We start from the raw sequence: 19,135 nt of genomic DNA, 5'->3' as shown, positions 1-19,135 counted from the left end.
TTCAGTTATCGATAGGCGTCTGGACTTGGCACGTGCCGGGAAAGTTTCAACGGTATGCGCAGCGGTCTGGCAGCTGGAGCCTGGTAAAAGCCGACAGGCTCGAAGGTGAACCGATAACCCACAAAAATGCTGTGGGCTTTGCACTGCGCCAAAAGTTTCCCGTCAACCCAGTTTATGCAGGGCTTCTACCAATTGAGCCTTGTTCATGGTGGAACGCCCTTTGAGATCTTTGCTGCGCGCCTCCTTCATCAGGCTTTCCTTGCTTTGCGATTCCAGCGACGCGCGCGAGGTGCGTGAATGCCCCTGACGAGACTCGGCGGCGCGCTTGGCTGAATCCGTGCGCGCGGTCTTCTTCTCACGCGACGGCGTCTTGCTGCCCGAGCCTCCCGGCTTTTCACCGCCACCGGATTGTTTGTTCACGGTGGCCCAGGCGCGCGCTTCGGCTTCGTCCTTGCCCACGCCCTTGTCCTCGTACGATTGCTCAATGTGCTCGGCCTTGCGTTTCTGCTTGTCCGTATATTTGTCCTTGTCACCGCGTGGCATGGCATTGACTCCTGAGTGAGTTGCTTGATCAATGGTGAAACCGGAACGCCGGGCCATGGACGGGAGATCCACGGCCATTCGGCCATTCCACCTAGCTGCCCGATCCTGCGCCTGATCCACCACCGGTTGAGCCATCGCTACCACTCCCCGGACCTGCACCGCTACCGTTCCCTCCATTACCGCCGGAGCCCGTTTCAGTATCGGTACCGTCACCTCCCGTGTTGTCCGTTCCATTGTCATGGGTACCGCCATTACTCGTGCCCATGCCATCGGCTGGTGTTCCTGAGCCTGTCGCACCGCCTTGGCCGTTCATGTGCCCATTGCTGTGCGGTTGCGTGCCCGGGGCGCGTTGATCGTTCAGGTCGGTGGCGGCCAGGGCAAGTGGCGCCGTGCAACCCAGGCACATTGCGAGTAGCAGCGCGTATGTTTTTTCTGCGTTCATGGTGAAACTCCGTTTCTGGTTGTTCACCCAGTGTTCGGCCTGCCGTATACCGAAGGGTGCCCTCAGCGCGACGGAAGGTGCAAAACGGATGGACAAATGCCACTTGTCTGGCCGCGGGCACCCGTGAGCCACGCCCGCTTCTCACGTTTAGGTGCAGATACCATCTGCCTCTGAACGGAGAAAGGACATGGACATTGATGCAAACGAAGATGAACCATCCCTCGGTCCCGGGACCAAAGCGGTTGAGGTACCACTGCCGCCAGATGATGAGTCACCCATCGAAGAACAGATGGACGACGTGGATGCAAACAACTCAGTATCCAGTGAGCATCCAGATCCTGGCGGTGCGAACAGTGGATTGGGTATGCCCCGGGATGCTCAACTGAACGAAGGGGCTCAGATACCTGACGACCCGCCCAAACCTGATGGTCCGGGTTCCAGTCCCGGCCTTGGCAATGACAAGGAAAACCAGCGCTCCCCTGGAGTACCGGCTAGCGACCCTGAATCAGGGGTATGATAACTGCTCTCTCATCATCCCTATCAGCGCTTCGTTTTCCAGCGGTTTGCTGAGCAGGAAACCTTGCACTTCATGGCATTGGTCATCGCTAAGGAGGGCCAGTTGCTCAGCGGTCTCGACACCTTCGGCAGTTACCGTCATACCCATTGCGTTGCCAAGATTGATGATGGCCTGGACCACGCTACGGTCACTGCCGCTCTTGCCCAGATGCTGGACGAAGCGCTTGTCGATCTTGATGCTGTCGAACGGGTAGGTACGTAGGTAACCCAGAGAGGAGTAACCGGTCCCGAAGTCGTCCATGTTCAGGCGCACGCCTAGCTCCTTCAGTGCCTGCATGGTATGCAGAGCGCCTTCAACGTCATTGAGCATGACGTTTTCAGTAATTTCCAGTTCCAGGCGATGGGCCGGCAGGCCGGTGGTGCGCAATGCGTCTCCGACGTCGCGAACGACATCGCTGCGGCTGAACTGGGCCGGCGACATGTTTACCGACACCATCACTGCCTGCGGCCAGCCGCGGGCTTTATCGCAGGCTTCCTGCAACACCCAGTTGCCAAGCAACACGATCAGGTCTGACTCTTCGGCCAGCGGGATGAACCGATCCGGGCGCAGCAGACCCAGGCGTGGGTGTTGCCACCTCACGAGGGCCTCAGCCGAGGCGAGCGAGACCCCGTCGACCTTGAAGCGCGGCTGGAAATGCAGCACAAGCTCGCCACGTGGTATGCCGTCGCGTAGTTCGCTTTCCAGCACACGCTTGTCCATCAATGCTGCATTCAGTTGCGCCGAAAAAAAGCGCCAGGTGTTTTTGCCCGCCTGCTTGGCGCTGTAAAGGGCCACGTCAGCGTAGCGGATCAAATCGGTTGGCGTACCGGGATACTCGGCCGACATCACGACACCAAGACTCACACCCACTTGAACACTATGCCCCTCGACTTGCATGGGTCGCCTGATTGCTTCGATCAAGCGGATGCAGAATCGGTCCATGTCCTTGTGATCCCCTGGCCGTGTCACTACGACGATGAACTCGTCGCCTCCCAGGCGGGCGACAAGGTCACTCTCGCGAGTAACCTGACTTAGGCGGCCGGCCACCTCGAGCAACACCGCATCGCCGGCCGGATGCCCCAGGCTGTCGTTGATCGGCTTGAAATTATCAAGATCCAGTATCAGCAGTGCTACCTGGAGGGGGCCAGTGCCGGTAATGGTTTGTTCGAGGAACCGGAACAGCTTGTTGCGATTCGGCAGCCCGGTAAGGGCGTCGTGCAAGGAGAGGTGCTGAATGTGGGCATGTGCGGCTACTTCGTCGGTGATGTCGCTGCAAGTGCCACGAAATCCGGTACAGACGCTCTGATCCACGATTGCGCGGGAAGCGATTGTGCAAATACGCTGTTGGCCAAGATGATCCTGGTACTGGCAGCGTAGGGTACCGGAAGAGCCTGTCGCAGCCAGACTATGAAGCCAGGTCTGGAGATGGCTGGTATCACACGACAGCAGCTCGGTAATCGGGCGCTGTCGCCATACGTCGACAGGATGCCCGGTCAGTTCGCTAAACCGGTCCGACAGGTAGGTTAGTCTCAGGAGCACATCGGTTTCCCAGATCCAGTCCGACGCGGCTTCGGCCACGGCCTTGAAGCGTTCTTCACTCGATTGCAGGGCAGCTCTGGAGATCTCAAGCGCACGGTGGCTACGATCGATCCTGGTGCTGGCCCGCATCGCATAGCGTGCAAACAAGGCAATGGTCAGCGCAATCAGGAGCACAGCGATAGCGAGGGGCGTGATGACTGTCTTGATCAATTGGGAACCAGGCTGCGGTAAATCCCAGGTAAGGGCGCGACCGATGCCTTCGAGTGCAAGAGCACCGCGCCCTTTACGCTGCTCGGTCGAATCGCTTACAGCCACGCCGGACAACCCCGCCGACTTGCCCAGTTCCCACAGCAGCTTAGGCGAAAGAACACGAATGAATACCATCACCGCCGTAGGTTCCGGCAGGTGGTGGGGTTGGGCCTGTGGACGTATCAGTGCAGCGCTGTACAACGATGGCAGGCCACGAAACATGATGTATCCCGAAGTCGCCTGGTCATGCTGCGCGGCTTGGCGAGCAAGGTGCAAGATCTTGCCAGTACTGTCGGTTAGCTGCTCAAGCCCCCGCTCGCTGAGCTGACCTTCCAGCATGGCGTACCGGGTACCGTCATCATCGAGCACGTATACCCCCTCGTACCCATCGGAGGTGAAGAGCGTGGCTCCTACATTATCCTCGATGTATGCCCAATGCGCGTCGACCTGTCTCCCCAGGTGATCGTAGGCGGCCTGCCAATCGGCGTGGGTCAGCAGAAACGTCCTGTCGTTCCTCTGCAGTTGGTTGATGGCCGAATCAGCATGGAAACGGCTTTGCTCCATTTGTTGAACATCGAGCGCCTCGGCGAGGCGGTAGAGGGAAAACAGCCCCAGCAACAGGGCTAACAACAAGATCAGGGAGAACACCAGGATGAGTTGCCCCACCACATGACTACGGGTCGACATTTCATTGTCAGCAAGCACGTCCATTGGTTCACCGTCGCGGTCGAGGTCTCCAAGGGTTGACCGGGGAGCCGGCTTGGAGGTCAATGGCGCTGACGACCGGTGGTGGGCGAAAGGCGTGGTTGATCGACCGACACTGGCAGCATTGCTTGGCACATCCACTGGTTTCATGCCCGCCACAGGTGAACTGCCAGGCCGGCCAGGGCGCAAGCGAACAGCACTTCGATCACGCCCCGCTTGAAGCGGAACAAAGCAATCGCAGCTGCAGCCGCAATAGCCGCGCATGGCCAGTCAAGCGCTCCACCAAAGCCTTTCGGCCAGAGCACGTGGTAGCCGAAGAACAGGGCGAGGTTCAGGATCACGCCCACTACTGCGGCCGTGATCCCTGTCAGCGGTGCGGTAAATTTGATCGCGTTGTGGGTCGACTCTACCAATGGCCCACCGATGAGAATGAACAAGAAAGACGGCAAAAAGGTGAACCAGGTGACGAGGCTCGCCGCGACGGCGCCAGCAAGGAATGGGTGTTCGCTCCCGAACATCGGATTGACGTAGCCACCGACGAAGCCGACGAAGGCGACCACCATGATCAGTGGCCCCGGTGTGGTTTCTCCCAAGGCGAGACCATCGATCATCTGGGTGGGTGTCAGCCACCCGTAGTGCCCTACAGCGCCTTGGTAGACATAGGGCAATACCGCATATGCACCGCCAAAAGTCATCAGTGCGGCCTTCGTGAAGAACCAGCCCATCTGCGTCAGGGTGCCGTCCCAGCCAAACGACAGTGACAGAAGTCCCAGGGGCAGGACCCAGAGCCCAGCACCTATCAGCAGCAGGCATACCAGATGCCTCAAGCTGAAACGGGCATGTTCGGGTGTTGGGGTATCGTCATCGATCAGGGCAGGGCCATAGCTGTTCTTCGCGCCCCCATGACCGCCACCGATCACGAATTTGCCTGGGGCGAAGCGACCACCCACGTAGCCGATGATGGCAGCCACCAGCACGATCAGCGGGAACGGCACGTTGAGGGCGAAGATCGCCACGAACGAGGCGCCGGCCATGGCCCACAGCCAAGCATTCTTCAGGGCTCGCGAGCCAATCCGGTGGGCTGCGTGGAGGACAATCGCCGTCACCGCCGGCTTGATGCCATAGAAAATCCCTGCGACTACCGGTACTTCGCCAAAAGCGACGTAGACCCACGACAAACCGATCAGGATGAACAGCGAAGGTAGCACGAACAACGCGCCGGCAATTACCCCGCCCCATGTGCGGTGCATCAGCCAGCCGATGTAAGTGGCCAGCTGCTGAGCTTCAGGGCCAGGCAGCAACATGCAGTAGTTCAGCGCGTGCAGAAACCGCTTCTCGCTGATCCACCGCCGGCGCTCAACCAGCTCCTGGTGCATGATCGAGATCTGCCCGGCGGGCCCGCCAAAACTGATGAAGCCCAATTTGAGCCAGAACAGGAAGGCTTCATAGAGGCTAATCGGCTGCAGAGTCGCTTGCGATGGCGGCTGCTTGCTCACTGCAGAGGTGGTCTCAGCCATTTGGGGTTTCCTCAATCGCGAAAGCCGTCAGCAGGCCATCAAAGATGCCTCCGGCGACCATTGTCAGTTGATCGTCATCGCCAATGCTCTCTCTCAGGCCGGCGAGGACACGCTCGATACCGGGTGCTTCGGAAGGTTGGTATCCCCCAACATCCAGGTAGTGGATAACACCTGCCAGGCGTGCCAAGCCTGGCTGCTGAACGGCAAAGCTCTCAATGAGGGTTTCGAAGGAAACACGGTGGCCGACGTGGCTGAACATGGCCCCATCAAAATCGAAGCCGAGCGCATCGCTTGGGCAGTCACCTGGACTGTCCAGCCAAATGAATCGGGCGTCGGGATCGATGAAGCGACGGATCAGCCAGGCACATGCCAACCGGTCTACCCATGGGCGCTTTCGCGTTGCCCATCGGCGACCTTGGTATTCGCTGCGTTCCAGCTGGCTGATGGCCTCATCGTGTGCCCTCGGCTCATCGGGGGACAGTGCACGGCTAATCGAGGTCTCAAGCGCCTGCAGGGCCAAATCGGCTTGTGCCTTGAGCACGCCTGGGAAGAAGTCGATCGCCGCCAACTGACCGAAAGCCTTCCTGAGCTTGCGCACCTGCCGGGCTATCTGCAGTGCATTATCCGGGGACAGGTCAGCCCGCCAGCCTGCAATTTCCTCCAGCAGCTTTTCGTACTCATCGCTTCTGTCGAATAGCCCGCTGAAACGCTCCTCGCGCTCAGACAGCGACAGCAGAAATGCCGTGCCGTTGATGGCCAGCACATCTCGCTGCACGGCTTGAAACGCTTCACGGCCCACGCTTTTTTCAGGCAGCAGGTATACGCCATCCCGTAAAACTGCCGCACCAGAGGCCTTCAGGGTTCTCCAAGCGCGCATTCGCTCGGTAGCGTTCGCCGTGGGCAAACCAAGGATCAAAAGCGACCAATCAAGCATGTAGAGATCTCAACATAAAATGTTTATCTATTTACATTATGCAAGACCCACAGAAAAGCAATCCAACACAGGCGGAAGTGGCGTTGGTCAATATCTTCATGAATGCGCGTGACGCGCTCATCGGCCGCAAGCGCCCGCACGTGTTCATTGCTTGCGCGCAGGGTGAGGCAAGTTCTCGATGGCCCGACCGGCGTGGGGTGAGGTTGCGAGGCTGTCCTGCCTCTGGGCTTGACAGTCTAAGCGTGTTTGCAACGCCCGTAGCAACGTTGATTAGCGCCACTGATCCGGCTCAAGACGTGACGCATTGAACACTCAAACCTGAGTGAACGCCTGAACAGGGTAGGGCAACTTTTCTGTCGCCCCTCACTTTCAGGGAGTTCAACATGAAAGCAATCGTGTACAACGGCCCACGTGACGTAGCGGTCAAGGATGTGCCGGACGCAAAAATCGAAAAGCCTACGGATGTGCTGGTACGCATCACGACGACCAACATCTGCGGTTCTGATTTGCACATGTACGAAGGCCGCACCTCATTTGAAGCCGGGAGAGTGTTTGGCCACGAAAATCTCGGTGAGGTCATCGAGGTTGGGGCAGGGGTCGACCGGGTCAAGGTCGGTGATCGGGTCTGCCTACCTTTCAATATCGGCTGTGGGTTCTGTGAGAACTGTGAAAAAGGCCTCACTGGGTTTTGCCTTACAGCGAACCCTGGTGCTGCGGGCGCCGCTTACGGTTTTGCCGACATGGGCCCTTATCAGGGCGGGCAGGCTGAGCTGCTGCGTGTGCCTTATGCGGACTTCAACTGCTTGATACTGCCGGAGGACGCCCAGGAGCGTGAAGACGACTACGTCATGCTCTCGGATATTTTTCCCACCGGTTGGCATGCAACAGAACTGGCCGGCCTGCTTCCGGGTGAGAGCATTGCGATTTACGGCGCGGGGCCTGTCGGCCTGATGGCGGCCCATTCGGCAATCATCAAAGGCGCGTCTCAGGTGTTCGTCATCGACAACCAACCGGATCGGCTGCAACTTGCCGCGCAGCTGGGGGCAACCCCAATCAATGCAGTCGAGCAAAAAGCAGTCGAAGAGATCATGAACCTTACCCACGGCAAAGGCACCGACCGGGGCTGTGAGTGCGTGGGCTACCAGTGCTGCGACAAGCATGGCCATGAAGCGAACTACCTCACCATGAACAACCTGGTCGCTTCCACCAAGGCTACCGGTGGCATTGGCGTAGTAGGCGTGTTCGTGCCTGAAGACCCTGGTGCGAAGAACGACTTGGCGAAAGAGGGCAAGATGGCCTTCGATTTCGGTGCGTTCTGGTTCAAGGGCCAGCAGATCCGCACAGGTCAGGCGAACGTGAAGGCCTACAACCGTCGTCTTGCAGAGCTCATCCAGCATGGGCGTGCCAAGCCTTCCCAGATTATCTCTCATCGTTTGAAGCTTGCTGAAGGCCCAGATGCCTACAAGCACTTCGATGCGCGGGATGATGGCTGGACGAAAGTGGTGCTCAAGCCTGCGGCGTGATCCGCTCTCACTGCTTCCAAGGACGGAAGTTTGGTGAGAAGGGCAACCTGCATGTATTAGAAGCAACCCTCACCGGCTTGTCAGTGCGTTATCACCCGGCAATTTCCAGTTGTGTGTTCTTCCGCCATCCTCGCAGATTCATGGCGCAAGCGAGACGGTTCAACGCAGATGATGTCTGGCGTCATCGTTCAGGATGGCAGCCCCCGATAGCCATTGCAGCCTTGAGGGCTGCCAGGTGAGTCAGGCCCTGCGGAAGGTTGCCCAGATATTGCCCAGTCTGCGCATCGATCATCTCCGAGTAGATGCCTACCCCGTGTGATAGCCCTTTCAAAGCATCTGCATAGGCGGCTACGGCGCGATCCTGGTTACCCAGAATGGCCCAGGCTTCGATCAACCAGAATGTGCAGGCCAGGAAGCAACCTTCCTCTTCCTCTGCATCGGTGTAGCGATAATGGAAAGCTCCGGCCCTAAGATCATGATCAATGGCTTCCAGTGTGCTGCCCATACGTTCTTTACTGGGGTAACCGAACCTGACAGCCAGTGCCAGTGAAGCGTCAAGTCGGTCGCTGTCTGGATAGAACAGGTACGCCTGGCGTTCTTCGCTCCAGCAGTGCGCCTCGATCCATGCCTGGATGCGCTGCCGCTCGCGATCCCAGCGTTCCCGGCAGGTGGTGGGAAGGTGGCCACCATCTGCCAGTTCGATGGCCCGGCTCAAGGCTTGCCAGCAACTGATCTTGGACATCGTGTAGTGCTGCTTTTCCGGTAACTCCCAGATACCGGCGTCCTGCTGACGCCAACAGTCGGCGCATTGGTCGGCAAGGTCTGAGAGGAGCATTGCGCTCGGAGAATCAAGAATGTTGCCGCTGTCGATGAAGCAGCGCGCTGTTTCGAAGATATCGCCGAAGACGCCGTGTTGGAGTTGGTCGCGGGCATCATTGCCGACGACTGGCGGGGAGTTCTTGTAGCCAGGCAGATCGACGGGGCGCACGCAATCACCGATAGCACCGTCCAGGGTATAAAACACCCGTGGCCCATGTTCATCCAACCGGCGCAGTAGCCAAGTGAACGCAGCTTTGGCTTCCGGCTGCGCGCCGATACCCAGAAACGCTTCGATGGTGTAGCCGGCATCGCGTATCCAGGCGAAGCGGTAATCGTAGTTCTTGCTGCCGCCAATCCGTTCGGGAAGGGATGAGGTCGCTGCCGCCATGATCGACCCACTTGGAGAGGACAGCAGAAGCTTGAGGGCCAGCGTATTGCGGACTACTTGGGTCTGGTACGGGCCGTCATAGACCAACCCCTTCGACCATTGGCACCACTCCCGATGCGAGCCGTCGATGCGTTCATCGATCAGGGCCAATGGGGGTACCACCAAGGGCTCATCTCGTCCTGCGATGATTGCGACCACTGAGCGTTGTCCTGCTGCAAGGCTAAGGACAGCACGGACGCCCATGTCGTCTTTGCGTTCGATGTGCACATGATGGTCGTGCAGGAACATGCCGAGTATTCGGCCCGCATGAAAAACGCAGGCATTGTCATTCGGCGCCACGTAGGGGCTTACCGTGTCGGCCTGGGTTCCGAAGTCGATAGCTATCACGAAATCGACTTTACCCTCGATACCTTCGATGCGTCTGGCAAGTTCGGCCCAAGGCAGGCGTCCAGCAGGGCCACTGTTCAAGGATTCCGTCAGCCGGGCACGACCCTGACGGGTAATGAAAATTGTCTCAAGGACGTTGCTGTCTGCCAGGTAGCGGCGCTCAGCAACGAATGGCTCGCTAGGGGTGATGGCAAAGAAGCCTCCAGTCTGAGGGGCCAGCAACTTGTCGAACAGGGGGGGTGAATCCATGTGCGGCACACACCACCAGTCGATGGAACCGTCCAGTCCAATCAGTGCCACGGAACGTCCATCCCCGAGCGCACCATACTGCTCCAGGGGCAACCATCCATCCTCATCTCGCTGAGGTTTGCCCTGTTGGACTTCTGCCGGTTCTCTTTCCATCGGTATGCCTACCAGATCATGTGTTCTGCTTCCGACATGGCTACCTGGCGTCTGGTTCGTCTGAATTGAGTACTGAGCAATCGGGGGCAATTCGGGATGAGCGAGGAGCGGCCCCGTGCCTTACTCGGCAGGAATGATCGAAATCTTTCCGTTGCGTTCGACGATAGCGAACTTCACCTGCTCAATCCTCTCGATGCCTTGGCTGTCCCGCGCTGATTCAAGGATATCGTCCTCCGTGAGGCGTGCCCGACGCATGCGGTGATGCAGAAAGCGCCCATTCTCGACAACCAAGGTAGCGTGCCCATCCAGAAACCTGGCCAAGGGCCTGGAGTTCAGCTTCGCGAGTGAAAGGCCGACGTCCAGAACGATCAGCGTGGCAATCACCAGCATGGCATTGGTGAATGAAAAATCGTCACCCAGAAGCGCCTGCTGGGTGGCTTCCCCGATGATCAGCAACAACACGAAGTCGAAGGTCGTCAAATCGGCCAGCGAGCGCCGCCCGGCCACGCGAAACAGCAGCATGAGGGCGACGTACATTCCGGCTGCGCGGAGGATCGAGTCCATGACGCACTCCTAGGGGTAAAGGAATGTGGAGAAGTGAACGGCGCTTTCAGGGCCAGCCTTGACGCTGCACTCCAGAGTCCCCACGTGCTCACTTCGTAGGGTCAGGTACAGGGTGGCGACCCCATCGTGCTTGGTACCCAGCTGGAACAGCATGGCCTGGCCATGCGACATCGAACGTTGCGGCTCCGGTTGTAACGTCTCGATGCTGGCGTCACGGAGCAATGATCCCTCGAGTTGCAGCTCCACCGGCTGACCAGGAATACCCTGAACGGTGATGAAAAGGCTGTCTGTCGTGCCGCTTCGGCTGAGGCGTTGATACTCAACCCGTACCCGGCCATCCTGGCTGACCACCTCGGCATCGCTCAACGGGCCATTACCGAACAGGCCTGCCAAGGCAAGCAGTACGATGGCCACAAGCACATACCATCCCACGCGCTCGAAGCGCCAGACACGCTGCTGCATCGGCATGTCTTCTTGAACAGGATGACGCCTGGATAGCAGTTCATCTTCCGACATGATCACAGCCCTCAGGCGCGCTCGCCGCGTAACCAGCGCTGGTGATAGTGGGAAAGCCGGGTCAACCCGAACAGCGCGCCTTGGCGCATGACCTCAGACCGCTCGCCGAAGAAACGTTGAGTGCGCGTGAAAACGGCAACGGGGTCGCCGGCAAAAGCCCACGCAAAGCACATCGTCCCCGGTGGTATCCCGGACTCGGGCGCCGGCCCGGCTACCCCGGTGGTGGCGATCACCACATTGGCATCGCTGTCTCGCAAGGCGCCCAAGGCCATTTCCCGGGCTACTGCTTCGCTGGTCAGGCCGTATCGCTCGATGGTTTCGGCGCTGACCCCCAGCAGGCGTTTCTTGGCGCTGGGCGAGTAGACGACATAGCCGCTTTCCAGCACCTCTCCGGTACCCGGTATCGCCGCCAACAACGCCACAAGGCAGCCTGCAGTGCATGATTCTGCTGTGCTCAGAACCAGTTTGTTGTTTTTGAGATAGCCGAGAGTGGCCAGTACAGGGTCGTTTTCCATTCCAGCGTCGACTCGCTTGTTTTGCGGTGGACGCGATCCTGGTGTGTTTGGTTCATCTCATCTACTGCCCGGCTATCTCGAGAAGTGAACCTGACATGAACTTTGCCCGTGCTTTGGCTTCCCTTGTTCAAAGGCAAAGGACAGGAGCGCAAGATGAAGAAACAGAGCAACAGGCAAGAGGACGCCGCGCAGACGAGGCCGCCCGGCGAAGAGGAGCGAGATAACGATGCCCATCGTCCGGATGGGTCCACCGGCACATCCCATGACTCGACAGCGCAAAAAACGGCCCGTGATCACGATCAGCACAAACGCTGAAACTGCCACGCTAAAGGGGGTGAGGCTCGCCAGCACGGCGAGCCTCTTTTGGCTAGAGGATCGGTTTGCCACCCGTCACTGCGTAACGTGAGCCACTGATGTAACTGGCCTCGTCGGAGCCCAGCAGCACGTAGATCGGCGCGACCTCCACCGGTTGACCGGGGCGCCCCATCGGGTAGCTGGAACCAAAGTTCTTGACGGCCTCGTCCGGCATGGTGGCCGGAATCAAAGGCGTCCAGATAGGGCCTGGCGCGACGCTGTTGACCCGAATACCTTTCTTGCCTAGCAGCTGAGCAAGGCCCGCAGTGAAGTTGGCAATGGCCCCCTTGGTCGTGGCATAGGCAAGCAGGCTGGGGGATGGATCGTCGGAATTGACCGAGCTCGTGTTGATGATCGAACTACCCTTGGGCATGGAAGGCAGTGCCGCCTGGCAAATACGGAAGATGGCGGTGATGTTGGTATCGAAGGTCTTGACCCATTCGTCATCGTCAATTTCCTCCAGGGTCTCGTGGGACATCTGGAACGCCGCGTTGTTGACCAGGATGTCGATACGCCCGAACTGGCTGACGGTCTTTTCAACGATGTCGTAGCAGTGCTGTTTATGCGCCAGGTCTCCGGGCAACAGAAGGCATTGACGGCCTGCGGCCTCGACGCAGCGTGCGGTTTCTTGCGCGTCGTCATGCTCATTCAGATAAGCGATGGCGACGTCGGCTCCTTCACGGGCGTAGGCAATCGCTACTGCCCGCCCGATGCCGCTGTCGGCTCCGGTGATGAGTGCAATCTTGCCTTCGAGTCGATTGTGGCCGGTATACGACTGCTCACCACAATCCGGGTAGGGCTCCATCTTGCGCTGTGAGCCGGGGACATTTTGTGGCTGTGAAGGGAAGGGCGGGGTAGGGAAGTCTCGCATGGTAAAAGCTCCTGCAGTTGAGAACGGTCATACCGGTTCGAAAGGCCTGGCCTGTGTGTGTTGGTTTCAATCTGCGGTTGGTACGACGAGCGGTGCGGGCTATCAATTCAATTGAATTCCATGCCCCATCGCCTGTTCTACCGAATTCAGCTCCAGGCTCATCCCGTAGCTCGGAGCCCTACTCCCGGAGCAGCGAGTGCCTCGAATCATTACCCCTACGACCCCTGAGCACGAGATCAGCGAACACAATGCCAGGATGTTTGGCTCTCCCAAGGAGCGTCTGGATTTTTACGGGCGGGAAATCCAGTACGAAACCAGCATCCTCGCCAACCGCACGGACGCCTACCTGGCGGCGCAGTCATTCCTGGTCATCGCCTTCGTCTCCTCCATGGGCAACCTCAATCAAGGATGGGGCGAGATGTTCACCCTGATCGTACCGGCGTTCCTTGCCTTGCTCGGGGTATTGAGCTCGCTCAACGCCTGGCCTGGCATCCGCGCGGCGTACAACATCATCGATCACTGGCAGCTCAAACAAAGTCATTTGCTGCGCAGCGAGCCATTGATGGGACTGGCTTACGACGAATCGCCGCTGTTCTGCGAGGCGGAAACCTCGCGTGCCGGGCATCGAAAGTCATTGCTGTTCTCGCTACGGACGCCGTGGATCTTTCTGGTGTTCTGGGTGCTATTGGGTAGCTACTCGGTATACATCCAGCTGGCCTGAACACGTTTGCGTGAAAACATGGAGGTAACGTTTTGAAGACTGAGGGATTACTGACCGAGCTCCTCAATGCCCGTGGGCCGTGGCGGGCAGGACGAATAGCCCCGGCGCGCCGTCTATACGCAGTGGCTTACCACCTGCCATTTCGATGGAATTATTTGTTCCCTGGTTTGCTCAATAACGCATGACCAGGGAGGGAATTCTGGTGGTCGGTGCTACCTAAGGGGCCTGAGACCTGCATTCCATCAACGTGCTGGAGGTGTTGCCATGCAGCCTAAAACCGAAGGCTCTGAAGAGAAAGGCCCAAGCGACGTACCCTTCATCAACGATCCGGAAAAGCCCACGTCGCCGCCACTGAATGACGCTGATGCCACGGATGCAGCGGAGGCTGAAGAAGACATTCAGGACGATGGCCAATCCCTTTAGAGAGGAGAACCAGCCGATGGACAATTATCACCTCAGCCCGACTTCGGATGGCTGGGAATTGAAGAAAGCCGGTGCTGAGCGAGCCTCGAAACGAGCCGCCACGAAGCAGGAGCTCGTCAGTGTCCTGGCAGATTTCTTCGAGGGCAAGGCGGCGTCCGTGTAGATTCACAAGGCGGACGGCACGCTCGAGGAGGAACGCACCTACCCACGTTCAGCTGACCCGCGCCGTAGCAAAGGTTGAAGACTATAACTGCCTGTGACCTCGGCATTGAGGTCACAGATGCCCAGGGCGTGTTTAGATGGTGGCTAGCGCTGCTGGTTATCTCGAGCAGCTTCATCATCACGCTTCTCACGAGGAGCCTGGTGGTGAGGAGCGCATTCGCTGCCCATCGCCTGATACGCCTTACGAAGTTGATGGATTTCCCGGTTATCGAGCGCTTCGAGATCCAATACTGACTGCTCCGCAGATTTTGTAGCGCGGATCAGTTCGGCGAGCTTCACGTGGATGATGTCGTTATCCCGGTTCTGGGTGTTCTGAATCAGGAAAACCATCAGGAATGTGATGATGGTGGTCGACGTGTTGACGATCAGTTGCCAGGTATCGTTGTAGTGAAACCAGGGCCCAGAGGCAGCCCACATGGCAATCAACACCACGGCGATCAAAAAGGTGCTCGGCTTACCGGCGTGGTTGGCGAGCCATTGGCAGAACTGGGCGAATTTCATGACGTCATCTCCATTGCGATCTATAGGGTTTGACCGCAGCGGCGCGCTGAAATCTTTTTTTACATTTACCCCAGGTATCGGGTTAACCACTAAGCGCAGCGGAACGACGTGGCGTCCTGGAACGTCAAAAAAATACTCGAAATCTTCCCAAGGCTTCTGCGCACATGACCTTCATCGTCTGGTTCGCCATGCTGGGCGCAGTCTTGCTGCTGCTCGCACTCTCATCCTCCTATTTGCGCTGGATCCCTGTGACCTCATCCGTAGTGTGCCTTGCCCTGGGTATCGGGCTGGGTACATCGGGGCTGGGTTTTCTTCAACTGGACTTGAGCAAGTCGAGCGGGTGGATGGAGCACCTCACAGAGGTCGCGGTGTTGTTCTCGCTGTTCTTCAGTGGCTTGAAATTGCGCCTGCCCTTGCACAACCGCCGTTGGTGCAGCGCCTTTTTTCTAGCGGGGCCGGTGATGTTGATCTGCATCGGTGGGGTAACGCTGGTGCTGCATTACGGCCTCAGCTTGGGGTGGGGAGTCTCGCTATTGATCGGGGCGATACTCGCACCCACTGACCCCGTGCTCGCAACCCTGGTGCAGGTGGTTGATGCCCAGGACGATGATCTTGTCCGCTTCAGCTTGTCGGGTGAGGCAGGGCTCAACGACGGCGTGGCGTTTCCCTTCGTCATGCTTGGACTGTTCCTGCAACTGGACACTGGCCAGCCTTGGTTCAGTGACTGGTTGCTCAAGGACATGCTGTGGGCAGTAACCGCAGGCCTCTTGCTTGGCTACTGGATGGGGCGCGGCCTGGGCAAACTCACGCTGTTCTTGCGTCTGCGCAACGACGACAGCACTGTCTCGCCCGATGACTATCTGGCCCTTGCCCTGATTGCGTTGACGTACGTGAGCGCCGAGTCGATACAGGCCTATGGGTTCCTCGCGGTGTTCGCTGCGGGCCTCGGTTTACGGCAGGCGGAGGTCAAGACCGCCAATAGCCCAGAAGGGCCGGCTGCTGAACATCTGGTACAGCCTGTGGTTGGTCACCAGCACGTGGCGCCGGAGCTAGCCGTCAAAGGCGATGTGAAAGGGCTCGACGACTCGCAGGTAGCAGCGGGGATCATGTTGGGTGACATGCTGGCTTTCGGAAGCATGATCGAACGGGCAATGGAAGTGTTTCTGGTGACCCTGCTCGGGGTAGTGCTCATTGAGCATTGGGACTGGCGGGCAGTGCTGGTTGCCAGCGCTTTGTTTTTTGTCATTCGCCCCATCAGCATCCTGCTGTTCCCGGCTCGAGGAATGCTGGATATCCGCCAGCGCGGGCTTTTAGGGTGGTTTGGCATTCGAGGTATCGGCAGCTTCTATTACTTGTTCTATGCCCTCAATCATGGGCTGCTTCCCACCTTGGCCGAGCAGAGCATCAACCTGGTGCTGTCAGTGGTGGCGTTGAGCATTCTGCTGCATGGGTTGAGTGTCCAGCCGCTCCTTGCCAGATACGAAGCGTGGAAGGAGAGGGTTTCCTGATGGCTGTTCAACAGAAAAGTGCCAGGGCAGCTATTGCCCTGGCACTGTATCACCCGCAGTTAGCGATTTTCGCTACCGCGTCCGCCGCCGTGGCTGTTTTGCCCGCCTTTACGGCCTGCCTCGGAGGCACGCTCACGGTCGTTGGCAAAATTGCCGCCTGAACTCTGCCCGCCTTTGCGACCTGCCTCTGACGCTTTCTCGCGATCATTGGCAAAATTGCCAGGATTGTTCTGAGCAGTACCACCTTGATTGCCACGGTTGGTTTGGTTGTTAGCCATGATCTTTCACCTCATGTCGTCACACAGGAAAGTCTGTGTTCAACTCGGACGTCAGGGCGCGGGGTGTTTACTTCGTGTTTTTTCGCCGAGGCCGACGGGTTGCGCGAAAGAACCGGTGCAAGTGTGTGTGGCGTCATTAAGCTTTGCTCGCGAACATTTGGGAAGGATCAAGCTTGGCGCCGACCTTCCAGCCAGGCCGGCGTGGTTAAGCGACCTTCTGGGCGCATCGACGCCGCTGACACGCTATACTGAATCCCTGAGAGCGGTAGCAGGGGAAGGCTATCACCCGGTTAATCGCACGAGCTCGTCAGCAGAGTAGGGATCGAACGTGATTTCGCAATGAAACCACGCTCATTCCTCTGTAAGTAGAGCTCCCGCTAGCTATCCCTGCGTCGTGAGTGTGTGAGTGTATAACCCACAAGGATTCCCAGTGCCGCTGCGCCGATCAGCAGCGGCGTCTTGTCGTTTGCCTCCCTCCAGCCTCCGACGATACCCCTCCTGCCACTTGGAGGCTCAAAAAGGTTGCCTGATGATGCTTCGGCTGTGGGGCTGCGATTTATCCCCCAGCGCGTCAGCTTCCCTGACAACAGAGGCAGCCCTGGTATCAGGTAGCTGGCCAAATGCGCGATGCGCGCTGCGGCGCCAACGGTGGTGTGAGCCCGAGGCGAGATTGCGCAGGCCACCATAGCCTTTGCCACCCTCTCGGGATCGTATACGGGGCCTGGCGGTCTCAGTGTATGTCCGGTGTAGTTGCCGCCGTCTCGGAAGCCTGGTGTGTCCATGACTGCTGGATAGATATCGCAGACATGGATGTCGGGATATTCAGTCAACTCGCCTCGCAATGCCTCGGTCAGTCCACGCAAGCCGAACTTGCTCGCCGAATAAGCGGCGGCATAGGGTTGGGCCATCCAGCTGCCCAGCGACAGCGTGTTGATGAGAATGCCGCTGCCCTGTGCCTTGAAGAAGGGAAGTGCGACGTAGGCGCCTCGCAGATATCCGATCAGATCTGTCTGGATGACCTGCTCGTGTGCCTCCAACGGCGTTTCTTCAAACTTGCCGACCGCGCCGACCCCGGCATTGTTGACCCAGATATCGATTCGTCCATGGCCAAAGTCTGCGGCCTGAGCAGCCAGCGCTTGAACCTGATCGCTGTGGGTGACATCGGTCATGATAGCTATGGCATCCGTACCACAATCGGTGCATTCATCCAGGACGTCGAACAACGCCTCTTCGTCGCGTGCTGCGAGTACCAGGCGAGCACCTTTGCACGCAAAGGCATGCGCGGCGGCCCGGCCTATACCGCTGGATGCGCCGGTGATGACCACAACCTTGCCGCCCAGAGGCCCTTTGAGCGTAGCGCCACGGTCAGGTGCTTCTCGTTCCGCACCCGAAGCGGCGGGGTCAAGGTGGGCAATGGTGTCGCTGGCCTCGATCTGCGAGAGCTCAAGGGAGGTACCATCGACCAGGGTCAATGTCAGCCCTTCGATCGTGCCTGCCTCCCGGTTTGGAAATACGGGCTCACCTGCGGCATCCAGGCTGTCGTAGATGAAGCGCGTACCTTCGAGCCAGCCCACGGCGGTGAGAAGCTCAGGGCCGAGGTAATACTTCCCGTCTTGAAAGAAGCCTGGAAACTGATGTGCCCGCTCCACGTTTTCCACGCGATAGCGTTCGCCGGATTTCATGCCTGTCGCTTGATCGATCATCTGACAGCCTCCTGTAGGGTCAGCCTTTGCTGTGCTCGTCGGAAGGGCCCAAGGTGCCCGCTGCCGCGCCTGGCACCAGGATCACCTTGCGGCAGTTATCCTCTTTCTGATCGAACATCTTGTAGCCCATGGCCGCTTCTTCGAGGGCCAGGCGGTGGGTGACGATCAGCTCTGGTTTCAGGCGCCCTGCTTCGATGTGCTGCAGCAGTTCGGGCAAGTATTTCTGGACATGGGTCTGGCCCATTTTGAAGGTGAGTCCCTTGTCGAAGGCATCGCCGAACATGAAGGCGTGGATGAAGCCGGCGTACACCCCCGGGACACTGACAACGCCGCCGCGACGCACTGCAGCAATGCTCTGGCGCAGCGCCTTGCCACTGCTGCCTTCGATCTTCAGCGCCGTCATCACCGTTTCGGCAGTGCTGCCTTTGGCCTCGAAACCGACCGCATCGATCACTGCATCGACGCCGCGCATGCCTGGCGTCTGGCGGATGATGCTGTCTGCGGGGTCGTCGTCCTGCTCGAAGTTGATCGGTATGACGCCGTAGGCCTCTCGGGCGTAGGCCAGGCGGTAATCGTTGTCATCGACCATGAAGATGGTCTGAGCCCCGAGCATTCGCGCACAGGCGGCGCTCAGCAAGCCGACTGGCCCGGCGCCGTAGATGGCTATCGATGAACCCTGGCCAATCTCGGCATTGATGACCGCCTGCCAAGCGGTTGGAAGAATATCCGAGAGGAACAGTACCTTGTCATCGCCCAGCTCGGTGGGCACTTTGAACGGGCCGACGTTGCCCTTGGGAACCCTGACGTAGTCAGCCTGGCCACCAGGAATACCGCCATAGAGATGGCTGTACCCGAACAGCGCTGCGCCTGGGGGAATGGGCGGTCTCAGTGACCAAGTGCAACACCCGAGGTAAGGTGCTGCATGACTACTCACTACACCCACTTGACCATCGAA

The 19,135-nt window shown here is 58.7% G+C and carries 18 protein-coding genes and 2 pseudogenes; 7 read left to right on the top strand and 13 right to left on the bottom strand.

The window, feature by feature from the left end; translation table 11 throughout:
• Positions 1-162: 162 nt before the first annotated feature.
• A complete protein-coding gene (locus LU684_RS03330) occupies positions 163-543 on the bottom strand; it encodes a hypothetical protein (protein WP_016486350.1) in 381 nt (126 codons plus the stop codon).
• Positions 544-1,172: 629 nt separating this feature from the next.
• On the opposite strand from LU684_RS03330, the gene LU684_RS03325 reads away from it, so the two are divergent.
• Complete coding sequence (locus tag LU684_RS03325; protein WP_080641019.1) at positions 1,173-1,502, top strand: hypothetical protein; 330 nt, start codon at positions 1,173-1,175, stop codon at positions 1,500-1,502.
• Here LU684_RS03325 and LU684_RS03320 read toward each other — a convergent pair.
• The 3 genes from LU684_RS03320 to LU684_RS03310 all read right to left on the bottom strand — a co-directional run bounded on the left by LU684_RS03320 (position 1,491) and on the right by LU684_RS03310 (position 6,485).
• Entirely contained in the window at positions 1,491-4,040 is a 2,550-nt protein-coding gene (locus LU684_RS03320; RefSeq protein ID WP_054888262.1) for a bifunctional diguanylate cyclase/phosphodiesterase, read from the bottom strand. The genes LU684_RS03325 and LU684_RS03320 overlap by 12 nt on opposite strands.
• Positions 4,041-4,180: 140 nt before the next feature.
• Positions 4,181-5,551, bottom strand: coding sequence for a chromate efflux transporter (gene chrA / locus LU684_RS03315; RefSeq protein ID WP_016486352.1), 1,371 nt, complete (start codon positions 5,549-5,551; stop codon positions 4,181-4,183).
• Positions 5,544-6,485, bottom strand: coding sequence for a chromate resistance protein ChrB domain-containing protein (locus tag LU684_RS03310; RefSeq protein WP_145914299.1), 942 nt, complete (start codon positions 6,483-6,485; stop codon positions 5,544-5,546). Before LU684_RS03310 ends, chrA begins: the two co-directional genes overlap by 8 nt.
• Before the next feature lie 383 nt (positions 6,486-6,868).
• On the opposite strand from LU684_RS03310, the gene LU684_RS03305 reads away from it, so the two are divergent.
• Positions 6,869-8,008 carry a glutathione-independent formaldehyde dehydrogenase gene (locus LU684_RS03305; protein WP_016486354.1) on the top strand — a complete coding sequence of 380 codons (1,140 nt, stop codon included), beginning with the start codon at positions 6,869-6,871 and terminating at the stop codon, positions 8,006-8,008.
• 181 nt (positions 8,009-8,189) lie between these two features.
• Here LU684_RS03305 and LU684_RS03300 read toward each other — a convergent pair whose 3' ends face one another.
• The 4 genes from LU684_RS03300 to LU684_RS03285 form a co-directional block, all read right to left on the bottom strand.
• Entirely contained in the window at positions 8,190-9,944 is a 1,755-nt protein-coding gene (locus LU684_RS03300) for a glycoside hydrolase family 15 protein (protein ID WP_024717778.1), read from the bottom strand.
• 180 nt (positions 9,945-10,124) lie between these two features.
• On the bottom strand, positions 10,125-10,568 hold the full coding sequence (locus LU684_RS03295; RefSeq protein WP_054888264.1) for a DUF421 domain-containing protein: 444 nt from the start codon (positions 10,566-10,568) through the stop codon (positions 10,125-10,127).
• Between the two features lie 9 nt (positions 10,569-10,577).
• On the bottom strand, positions 10,578-11,030 hold the full coding sequence (locus LU684_RS03290; RefSeq protein WP_016486357.1) for a hypothetical protein: 453 nt from the start codon (positions 11,028-11,030) through the stop codon (positions 10,578-10,580).
• A gap of 65 nt (positions 11,031-11,095) precedes the next feature.
• Positions 11,096-11,599 (bottom strand): CinA family protein, encoded by a 504-nt coding sequence (locus LU684_RS03285; protein ID WP_054888265.1) that lies wholly within the window; start codon positions 11,597-11,599, stop codon positions 11,096-11,098.
• A 153-nt stretch (positions 11,600-11,752) separates the two neighbouring features.
• Here LU684_RS03285 and LU684_RS03280 point away from each other — a divergent pair, with 153 nt between their 5' ends.
• Positions 11,753-11,914, top strand: coding sequence for a hypothetical protein (locus tag LU684_RS03280; RefSeq protein ID WP_016486359.1), 162 nt, complete (start codon positions 11,753-11,755; stop codon positions 11,912-11,914).
• A 52-nt stretch (positions 11,915-11,966) separates the two neighbouring features.
• Here the strand turns inward: LU684_RS03280 and LU684_RS03275 are convergent, their stop codons facing one another.
• Positions 11,967-12,824 carry a glucose 1-dehydrogenase gene (locus tag LU684_RS03275; protein WP_016486360.1) on the bottom strand — a complete coding sequence of 286 codons (858 nt, stop codon included), beginning with the start codon at positions 12,822-12,824 and terminating at the stop codon, positions 11,967-11,969.
• Positions 12,825-13,020: 196 nt separating this feature from the next.
• On the opposite strand from LU684_RS03275, the gene LU684_RS03270 reads away from it, so the two are divergent.
• From LU684_RS03270 to LU684_RS03260, 3 genes and pseudogenes are all read left to right on the top strand, one after another.
• Positions 13,021-13,545 (top strand): hypothetical protein, encoded by a 525-nt coding sequence (locus tag LU684_RS03270; RefSeq protein ID WP_232894146.1) that lies wholly within the window; start codon positions 13,021-13,023, stop codon positions 13,543-13,545.
• Positions 13,546-13,809: 264 nt separating this feature from the next.
• On the top strand, positions 13,810-13,968 hold the full coding sequence (locus LU684_RS03265; RefSeq protein WP_016486362.1) for a hypothetical protein: 159 nt from the start codon (positions 13,810-13,812) through the stop codon (positions 13,966-13,968).
• A gap of 16 nt (positions 13,969-13,984) precedes the next feature.
• Positions 13,985-14,209, top strand: a pseudogene (locus LU684_RS03260) (DUF2188 domain-containing protein).
• Positions 14,210-14,274: 65 nt separating this feature from the next.
• Here LU684_RS03260 and LU684_RS03255 read toward each other — a convergent pair.
• On the bottom strand, positions 14,275-14,691 hold the full coding sequence (locus LU684_RS03255; RefSeq protein WP_016486364.1) for a low affinity iron permease family protein: 417 nt from the start codon (positions 14,689-14,691) through the stop codon (positions 14,275-14,277).
• Between the two features lie 164 nt (positions 14,692-14,855).
• Between LU684_RS03255 and LU684_RS03250 the strand changes: the two genes are divergently transcribed.
• Positions 14,856-16,199, top strand: coding sequence for a cation:proton antiporter (locus tag LU684_RS03250; RefSeq protein ID WP_054888266.1), 1,344 nt, complete (start codon positions 14,856-14,858; stop codon positions 16,197-16,199).
• 59 nt (positions 16,200-16,258) lie between these two features.
• Here LU684_RS03250 and LU684_RS03245 read toward each other — a convergent pair.
• From LU684_RS03245 to LU684_RS03235, 3 genes and pseudogenes are all read right to left on the bottom strand, one after another.
• Positions 16,259-16,453 (bottom strand): annotated as a pseudogene (locus LU684_RS03245) (general stress protein); the annotation flags it as partial.
• 401 nt (positions 16,454-16,854) lie between these two features.
• Positions 16,855-18,180 (bottom strand): SDR family oxidoreductase, encoded by a 1,326-nt coding sequence (locus LU684_RS03240; RefSeq protein ID WP_016486367.1) that lies wholly within the window; start codon positions 18,178-18,180, stop codon positions 16,855-16,857.
• 19 nt (positions 18,181-18,199) lie between these two features.
• On the bottom strand, positions 18,200-19,135 hold a 936-nt coding region (locus LU684_RS03235), incomplete at its 5' end, for a zinc-binding dehydrogenase (protein ID WP_232894145.1).

This window comes from Pseudomonas sp. NMI542_15 (genome assembly GCF_021283425.1).
Lineage (GTDB): Bacteria > Pseudomonadota > Gammaproteobacteria > Pseudomonadales > Pseudomonadaceae > Aquipseudomonas > Aquipseudomonas fortuita.
Note: the sequence above shows the minus strand (reverse complement) of the source record. Positions and strands in the feature narration are given on the sequence as shown.